Raw genomic sequence first — 7,867 nt, forward strand, 5'->3', positions numbered from 1 at the left:
GCGGCCGACGCCAAGCACTGGCCGTTCAAGATCGCCAATGTCGACGGCAAGCCGGTCTGCGCCGTTCTGCCGTCCAATGCCGAAGTCTCGATGAAGAAGCTTGCCGCCGTCTTCAAGGGCAAGCATGCGCATATGCTGGATGTGCCCGCCGCCGAGCGGCTTTCCGGCTATCACGTCGGCGGTATCTCGCCCTTCGGCCAGAGAAAGCGCGTGCCGGTGGTCTTCGAAGCCGCCGCGCTTGGCCAACCTTACGTGATCATGAATGGCGGCCAGCGCGGCCTTCAGGTCAAGCTTGCGCCGGCAGATGCGGTCAACGCGCTCAGCGCTCAAACGGCGGGCATTATCGCATAAGCCTCAGATCGAATCGCCCCTGGCTGCCTCTTGCGCCTTTGCCAGCGCTTCGGGCGTGAAGGCCGAGCAGGGCGGGCTGGTCTCGATCACGGCGTAGAGATCATTGCGCGCGATGGCGTCCTCGACAAAGGCGAGCCGGTCCTTGCCCTGAAGCGCGATTACGGTGTCGCGCAGGATCGGCGCCGGCTCGTTGCCGTAGCGGCGTGCCTGCCGGGCTTCGACATAATAGCGGATATCCGGATTGAGCCGGATGTCGGACCAGCCCTCGACCTCCGCAAGTGCCGGAAGCGCGAAGGAGTTACCGGTCGCGGCATAGCTGACGAGCCTGTCGAGAAGCCCCATGATGCGGCTTTCTTCCGCGTTGGTGTACGGATGACCAGGTTTGCCGCAGAACAGACCTTCGGTCGGTGTTGCAAAATCGTAGGAATAAAGTTCGCGCAGTTCCTCGGTCACCTCGATGACGATGCAGAACGAAGAGGCTGCGCGGTTGGTCTCAAGCACATGATGCTTCCAGACTTCCAGTCCTTCGTTGAACTCATGCGTGAAAGCGAATTCGGGATAGCGTCGGTTGTAGATCAGATACTCGAACACGATTTCGGCAGAGCAATTATTAATTCCCGCCCCCATCGCTTCCAGATCGGCAATCATGGCGTCCTCTTCTGCGCTGTACTCGTCCATAAAATCCGGGTGAGGGTGGTCTGTGAAAGACCAGTTTTCGGTTGCCTGGGCGGGCAAAAACGCCGTGAACAGAAACAGACAAGCGGCAGACAATGAACGCATTGGTTTTCTCCCGTCAATCCCTGTGGTGCTCGGTCAGCAAGGCCAGTCAGGTCAACGCCGCCAAATGGTCTCAGCATCCGGCACTTCTCTCGCAGCGGCCGCGTCCGACCACGTTGTGCATTCCGGCGAGGTTTCGATCACCCCGCGAAGATCGTTCCGCCCATAGGCCTTTTCGACGTCATCGAGCCGTTCCTGCCCCATCTGAGCGATCACGATCTCCCTGAATTCCGGCGAAAGGGGCTTGCCGGTCTGCCAGGCGAGCGTGCGTTCGAGGAAATAGCGGATATCGGGATTGAACCGCGTCGTCACCGTGTCCTCCCCCAGCCGGAGGAAGGCCTCGACGGCGTCCCTGTTCAGCGTTTCGGCATATTCCGTCATTTTTGCCAGCAGCGCTGACAACCGTTGTTCGGCCTCGGATGCCGGTTCCCGCGCGAGCTTCCCGCAAAAGAGGTCGGGAAAAGGCCCCTCATCGAAAAGAATGTCATCAATGGCGACTTCCAGCAGGCTGACCACGCAGCCGCTCGCGTCATTGCTGCCAAGGCGAACCATGTAATCCATCCACTGTTTAAGGGCGACATCGGTTGGAGCGCCGGCGGCGTAATCCGGATAGTGCGCCTTGTAGATGGCGAATGCCGCCTGAAGCCGGGCGGGGCAGCGCCGCGGCCAGTCAAGATCGTCCGCCTGGCGGAGACGATCCCTTTCGGAAGGGGCAAGCTGGTCGCCATAGGGTTGTGGGTGTTCATCAAAGGACCAGGAAGGTTCATTGGCGGCCAACGGGCCGGCTGCCGATAAAAGGGCCGCGAAAAGACTGAGAGCCAGAGCTTCTGATCGTAAGGACATTCCTCGCCGTCTCCCCTCGCTGGTGGAAATGTTACCCAGGGTTGAGTTGAGGCGATTTTCAATCATATGTCAAGCGATGAACGGTGGGCGAAAGGGGCCTCGTTTGTATCGCAACGGCGCTTCAATTCTCGTTCAAACCACACTAGATAGGTCTCAAGACAAACCAATTGCGTGAGGCCCTCATGACCGTCGAGACCAGACTTCCCCATCCCATCGATCTCAAAGCGCTGGAAAAGCTGGCGGAAGTGGCGGTGCATGTCGGCCTCAATCTGGCGGAAGGCCAGGACCTGGTGATGACCGCGCCGATCGAGGCGCAGCCGCTGACGCGGCTGATCACGCGCCATGCCTACAGGGCCGGCGCTGGCGTGGTGACGACGATCTTCGCCGATCCGCAGGCAACGCTCGAGCGTTTCGAAAACGCCCACGACGCCAGTTTCGACAAGGCCGCCAACTGGCTCTACGAGGGCATGGGCATGGCCTACGCGCGCGGCGCCGCGCGGCTGGCGATCGCGGGCGACGACCCGATGCTGCTTGCCGCCCAGGACCCGGAAAAGGTCTCGCGCGCCAACCGGGCGAATTCGACCGCCTACAAGCCGGCGCTGGAAAAGATCGCCGGCTTCGACATCAACTGGAACATCGTCTCCTATCCCTCGCTTGCCTGGGCCAAGACGGTATTTCCCGATGATCCGGATGCCATGGCGGTGGCGAAACTGGCGAAGGCGATCTTCGCGGCCTCGCGTGTCGACCGGCCGGATCCGATCGCCGCGTGGAAAGAGCATAACGACAATCTCCATGCCCGTTCGGCCTGGCTCAACGGCAAGCGCTTTTCGGCGCTGCGCTATTCCGGGCCGGGAACCGATCTCACAATCGGCCTTGCCGACGAACATGAATGGAGCGGCGGCGCTTCGATGGCCAAGAACGGCATCATCTGCAATCCGAACATCCCGACCGAGGAAGTGTTCACCACGCCGCACCGGCTCAGGGTCGAAGGTCACGTCTCCTCCACCAAGCCTCTGTCGCATCAGGGCACGCTGATCGACGATATCCGTGTCCAGTTCGAGGGCGGGCGGATCGTGCATGCGGCGGCGGCCAAGGGCGGCGACGTCCTGAACAAGGTGCTCGACACGGATGAAGGCGCGCGCCGTCTCGGCGAAGTGGCGCTGGTGCCGCATTCCTCGCCGATCTCGGCAAGCGGCATCCTGTTCTACAACACGCTGTTCGACGAGAACGCCTCCTGCCATATCGCGCTCGGCCAGTGCTATTCGAAATGCTTCATCGACGGCGACAAGCTTTCCGCCGACGAGATTGCGGCCAGGGGCGGCAATTCCTCGCTGATCCATATCGACTGGATGATCGGCTCGGACAAGATCGACATTGACGGGCTCGATGCGCAAGGCAACGCCACGCCTGTGATGCGCGGCGGCGAATGGGCCGACTGAGGGCGCAACAGGTTTGCTGTTGGCGCTGCCACGGCTTCGGCCCGGGGCTGATTCGGGAAAAAGTGCCGCTCAGAACAGGCTGCCCTGTTCGGGCGGCCTTGTTTTGGCGGCTGGCTTCTTCCGCGGCTGCTTCGGCTTTTCAGACGCCGCCATTTCCTTTGCCGGCTCTGCGGTTGCGGCAGCACTTTCGCCCGTTACCGCACTGACGCGGCCATCGGCGAATTCGATTTCGACCGCCTTGCCCTGATCGAGACCTTCGGCGCGTGAAATCGGCCTGTTCGCATCGTCGCGGATCACGGCAAAGCCGCGCGCCAGCACGTTCCTGTAGGATAGGGAGTTCAGCACGCGGTGCTGGCTCGCAAGGGCGGCGCGGTGGGTCTTCAAATTGGCCGCGATCGCCGTATCTGCGCGCGCCGCCAGGACCGAAACCTGTTCGCGGTCGCGCGCCACCATCATCGAAAGCCGCTGCGGCATGCCGGAAAGGCCGGAGGCGCTGCGCTCGAATGTCCGGCGCTTGTTGATCGTGTTGAGTTCCAGCGCCCGCGTCAGGCGCAGCGCGGCCTCGTCAAAACGGCGGCGCGGAAGCGCCAGCAACTGGTCGAGCGAGGGCAGACCGCGGGCAAGACCGGTCAGCGTCTGGCGACGGAAGTCCATCAGCCGCGTCATGGCGGAGGAGAGCCGCGCGGCCTGGCGCGCCTGGTCGGCGACGAGTTCCGCCTTCACCGGAACCGCGCGTTCGGCGGCCCCCGTCGGCGTTGGCGCGCGGTAATCGGCGGCATGGTCGATCAGCGTCCAGTCCGTTTCATGGCCGACGGCGGAAATCAGCGGAATGTCGCTTTCATAGGCGGCGCGCACCACAGCCTCGTCGTTGAAGCCCCAGAGGTCTTCCAGCGAGCCGCCGCCGCGCGCGACGATCAGGACGTCCGGCCGCCGGACCGGACCGTCTGGCGCGCAGGCATTGAAGCCGCGAATGGCAGCGGCCACGGCATCGCCCGAACCCTCGCCCTGGACCTTGACCGGCCAGACGACGACATGAACGGGAAAGCGATCGGTGATGCGGTGGAGAATGTCGCGGATGACCGCGCCGGTGGGCGAGGTGACGACGCCGACGACGCGCGGCATGAAGGGGATCGGCTTCTTGGCACCTTCGTCGAAAAGCCCTTCGGCGGCGAGCTTCTTGCGCCGCTCCTCCAGGAGCGCCATCAGCGCGCCGGCGCCGGCGGGCTCCAGCGATTCGATGACGATCTGGTATTTCGAGGCGCCGGGGAAGGTGGTGACCTTGCCGGTCGCGATTACCTCCATGCCTTCCTCCGGCTTGATCTTCAGGCCGGAAAACACGCCGCGCCAGATCACTGCGTCGATGCGCGCGCGCTCGTCCTTCAGCGAAAAATAGGCATGTCCCGAGGAGTGCCGGCCGCGAAAGCCGGAGATTTCGCCGCGCAGACGGATGCGATCGAACCGGTCCTCCACCGTGCGCTTGATCGAGCCGGAGAGCTCCGAAACGGTGAATTCGGTCAGGTTGGAGGCTGATTCGGCGTCAAACAGATTGCTCATGGCCTCAGTCTAGCCGATTGATCCCCGTCTTTCACCGTTGTTCCCCTGAAATCCCCGCCCGCTGTGGCTCTGGCAGACTCTCCGAAATCAACGTCCAACAGGAGAACTGCCATGACAGATCGTTTTTCCTCACGCAACGCCACGCCGACGAGCCCGGCCTATGACGGTTTCGAAATTGTCCCCGACGACGCCGTTCCGCTGGAAGAGGTGACGCGGGCCATTTATGTCGGCATCGGCGGCAGCATGACCGCAACCCTGATCTCCGGGGAAACGGTGACATTCGAGAACCTGCCCTCCGGCTTCGTTCTGCCGGTTCGCATCAGCCGCGTGCTTGTCACCGGCACCACTGCAGCCGCTCTGGTGGGGCTCGTATGAGGATCGCGAGCGGAATAGCGCTGCCCGGCAACGACCAGCGTTCCGGCGGATTTGCGGTGTCGCCGGCCCTTTATGCCTTCCCGGACGGCGGGACGTGGCGTTTCGGACCGGCGGCGGTTCTGGATTTTGCCGGCAGCCGCTATGCCCTGACCCGTATCGGCGCCCCCGCCATCGGGCTGGCGTCTGTGTCCGAACTGGCAATCCTCTCGGCAGTCTCCTTTGACCGTCTGGTTTCGTTCGCCCGGCCGGGCTTCGCGACCTATATCGACGAAGCAGGCATGATCAGGATGGCGGCGGCGAACGTGCCGCGCTTCGACCACGTCAACGGGCGGCGACAATTGTTGCTCGAAGGGCCTGCGACCAACAAGGTGCTGTGCAACAACGCCAATCCGACCGATCTGACCGGGATCGGGGGGTCGGCCGCACCGGCTGTGCTTTCGGTCGTTGACGATATGGCTGCCCTTTCCGCCGCAGGGCTTTCCGAGGTCTGCTCGTCCGGAAAGGTCTACAGGCTGGACAACACGACCGGGACGGCGGACGCCTTTGCCGTTGCGGCGGGGGACGCGGGTAACACGGCACTTCACTCGATCTCGGCCTATGTGCGCGTGGCGGCGGGCGAGGGCTATCTGCGTATCAGCGGTGTGGTCAACAGCCCCAGTTTTGCGAATGCCGCCTATCAGCGCGTGACGCTCGACGGACACGCGACAACGACCGGCGCGACCTTCAGCGTCCGGGCGCGACCCGGCGCGGTGGTGTACTTCATCCTGCCCCAGTTCGAGCAGTCTGCGGTGACCAGCTCTCCCATCGTCACGAGCGGCGGCAGCGCCGTCACCCGCCCTGCCGACAAGGCGCGGCTGAGTGATGCCGTTGCCACGCTTCTTCAGCGCGACAAGGCCTCCTTGCTGGTTCAATGTGAAGGCCTTGTCGGATCTGTCGGCAGGATCATGGGCGGGGCAAGCTACTATCCCTTGCTCGGCTTTTCCGGAAGCGATCTTCTGGTCGACCAGACGGCGGCACTTGCCACCGGGCTCGCCAGGCCGTTGCCGCGCGCCGGCGTCGCCTTCTGTTTCGACAGGGTCGAGGACGTCATCGGCGGCTCCTACAATGGCAACGCCGTGGTGACGGCAAGCCGGGAGCTTCTGTGCGACACGGCCAGGATCTATCTCGGCCGTGACGAGAACGCATCGACAACCGATCGCTTTGCCGCCGGCTGGTACGATCAACTGGTAATCTGGCCGTTCCGGATGACGGACGCGGAGCTTGAAGCAAAGGCGGCGCCCTATGCGTGATGTGTTTCTGAAGTTCGAAGACCATACCGAGGCGCTGGCGACGCTTGCCAGCGTGGGCGTGACGGTCCCGGCCGAGGAGGGAGCGGATGTCCGCCTTGGCTACCGCGATACCGGCCTGCCGGCGGGCATGCTGGTGCTCAAGCCCGTCGGCGCGGCCTGTGACGGTCTCGTCTACGCCCCGACCGGCGAGACGCGGATGGACGGCGATGGCAATGAGCATGCGGAGATGACGGCCGTCGCCGGCTACCACGTCAATCTCCGTCTGGCCGACGGCACGGTTCTGCCGGCGGAACTGGAGGCCCATGTGGTCGCGCCCGAACCGGCAACGCCGGCCGAACGCTTCGCCTGATGAAAATGAAGAATGGCGACCCGCCGGGCCGCCATTTCCGATCATCCTATCCGCGCATCAGCTGGAACGCTCCCTGATGACTGCCGCAGGCAGCAGCGGGGCTATTCGTTGATCAGCCGCTTCAGCAACTCGACTTCCTGCGAGAGCTTCTGGTCCTTTTCCAGAAGATCCTCGATCTTGCGCACGGCATGCAGAACGGTCGTATGATCGCGTCCCCCGAAGCGGCGACCGATTTCAGGGAAGGAGCGCGGCGTCATGGTTTTCGCCAGGAACATGGCGATCTGCCGCGGCTTGACGATCACCCGCGTGCGGCGGTTGGAAACGAGTTCCTGGCGCGTCACGCAGTAATGACGCGCGACCACGCGCTGGATGTCCTCGATCCGCACGCGCTTCGGTTCGCCCGTGCCGACAAGATGCACGAGCAGTTCGTCGACCCGTTCGATCGAAAGGTCCGGCTCGAAGGAGCGGCGGAACAGGAGCTGGTTGAACGCGCCTTCCAGTTCGCGGCCGCTCGCCGTCACCTTGCGGGCGACATGGTCCAGGACGTCTGCGGCGATATCGATCGACGGGTCTTCCTGGCGGGCGAGGGCGAGCCTGCGCTTCAGCATTTCAAACCGCATGGCATAATCCGGGGCCTCGATCTCGAGCGAGACGCCGCCAGTGAGCCGCGAGCGCACGCGCGGATCGAGCGATTCGAGTTCCCAGGGCGCGCGGTCGGCGGCAACGACGACCTGTTTTGCGCTGTCGAGCAGCGTGTTCAGCAGATGGCAGAACTCGTGCTGGATCATCTTGCCCTGCAGGAACTGCATGTCGTCGATGACCAGAAGATCGATATTGCGCAGCGAATCCTTCAGCGTCAGCGCGTCATTGTCGCGGATCGCGGTGGCGAA

The 7,867-nt window shown here is 63.5% G+C and carries 9 protein-coding genes; 5 read left to right on the forward strand and 4 right to left on the reverse strand.

The features are described from left to right. Nucleotides 1-351 (forward strand): YbaK/EbsC family protein (locus AC5DC2_RS15725; protein WP_491699150.1); only part of this gene is annotated, 351 nt, incomplete at its 5' end. 3 nt (nucleotides 352-354) lie between these two features. Here the strand turns inward: AC5DC2_RS15725 and AC5DC2_RS15730 are convergent. Together AC5DC2_RS15730 and AC5DC2_RS15735 are read right to left on the reverse strand one after the other, a co-directional pair. After that, nucleotides 355-1,029, reverse strand: coding sequence for a hypothetical protein (locus AC5DC2_RS15730; protein WP_491699151.1), 675 nt, complete (start codon nucleotides 1,027-1,029; stop codon nucleotides 355-357). A 153-nt stretch (nucleotides 1,030-1,182) separates the two neighbouring features. Then, nucleotides 1,183-1,905: a hypothetical protein gene (locus AC5DC2_RS15735; protein ID WP_491699152.1), complete on the reverse strand. Its 723-nt coding sequence runs from the start codon at nucleotides 1,903-1,905 to the stop codon at nucleotides 1,183-1,185. Between the two features lie 248 nt (nucleotides 1,906-2,153). Between AC5DC2_RS15735 and AC5DC2_RS15740 the strand changes: the two genes are divergently transcribed. After that, complete coding sequence (locus AC5DC2_RS15740) at nucleotides 2,154-3,410, forward strand: aminopeptidase (protein ID WP_491699153.1); 1,257 nt, start codon at nucleotides 2,154-2,156, stop codon at nucleotides 3,408-3,410. Nucleotides 3,411-3,479: 69 nt separating this feature from the next. Here the strand turns inward: AC5DC2_RS15740 and xseA are convergent, their stop codons facing one another. Then, the gene (xseA, locus tag AC5DC2_RS15745; protein ID WP_491699154.1) at nucleotides 3,480-4,964 is read right to left on the reverse strand and encodes an exodeoxyribonuclease VII large subunit; all 1,485 of its coding nucleotides are present in this window, start codon (nucleotides 4,962-4,964) and stop codon (nucleotides 3,480-3,482) included. Nucleotides 4,965-5,075: 111 nt separating this feature from the next. Here xseA and AC5DC2_RS15750 point away from each other — a divergent pair, with 111 nt between their 5' ends. The 3 genes from AC5DC2_RS15750 to AC5DC2_RS15760 are packed head-to-tail and all read left to right on the forward strand — an operon-like array spanning nucleotide 5,076 to nucleotide 6,977. Next, entirely contained in the window at nucleotides 5,076-5,339 is a 264-nt protein-coding gene (locus AC5DC2_RS15750) for a spike base protein, RCAP_Rcc01079 family (RefSeq protein ID WP_024708983.1), read from the forward strand. After that, a complete protein-coding gene (locus AC5DC2_RS15755) occupies nucleotides 5,336-6,628 on the forward strand; it encodes a phage head spike fiber domain-containing protein (RefSeq protein WP_491699155.1) in 1,293 nt (430 codons plus the stop codon). Before AC5DC2_RS15750 ends, AC5DC2_RS15755 begins: the two co-directional genes overlap by 4 nt. Beyond that, complete coding sequence (locus AC5DC2_RS15760; protein WP_491699156.1) at nucleotides 6,621-6,977, forward strand: hypothetical protein; 357 nt, start codon at nucleotides 6,621-6,623, stop codon at nucleotides 6,975-6,977. Before AC5DC2_RS15755 ends, AC5DC2_RS15760 begins: the two co-directional genes overlap by 8 nt. Before the next feature lie 101 nt (nucleotides 6,978-7,078). Here AC5DC2_RS15760 and AC5DC2_RS15765 read toward each other — a convergent pair. Next, the coding region (locus AC5DC2_RS15765) for a chromosomal replication initiator protein DnaA (protein ID WP_491699157.1) at nucleotides 7,079-7,867 on the reverse strand (789 nt) is incomplete at its 5' end.

Source organism: Martelella sp. (assembly GCF_984369615.1).

Coding starts and splice junctions, on each gene's coding strand:
- AC5DC2_RS15730 (WP_491699151.1), bottom strand. CDS start 1,029: ATGGACGAGTACAGCGCAGAAGAGGACGCCATGATTGCCGATCTGGAA.
- AC5DC2_RS15740 (WP_491699153.1), top strand. CDS start 2,154: ATGACCGTCGAGACCAGACTTCCCCATCCCATCGATCTCAAAGCGCTG.
- xseA (WP_491699154.1), bottom strand. CDS start 4,964: ATGAGCAATCTGTTTGACGCCGAATCAGCCTCCAACCTGACCGAATTC.
- AC5DC2_RS15750 (WP_024708983.1), top strand. CDS start 5,076: ATGACAGATCGTTTTTCCTCACGCAACGCCACGCCGACGAGCCCGGCC.
- AC5DC2_RS15755 (WP_491699155.1), top strand. CDS start 5,336: ATGAGGATCGCGAGCGGAATAGCGCTGCCCGGCAACGACCAGCGTTCC.
- AC5DC2_RS15760 (WP_491699156.1), top strand. CDS start 6,621: ATGCGTGATGTGTTTCTGAAGTTCGAAGACCATACCGAGGCGCTGGCG.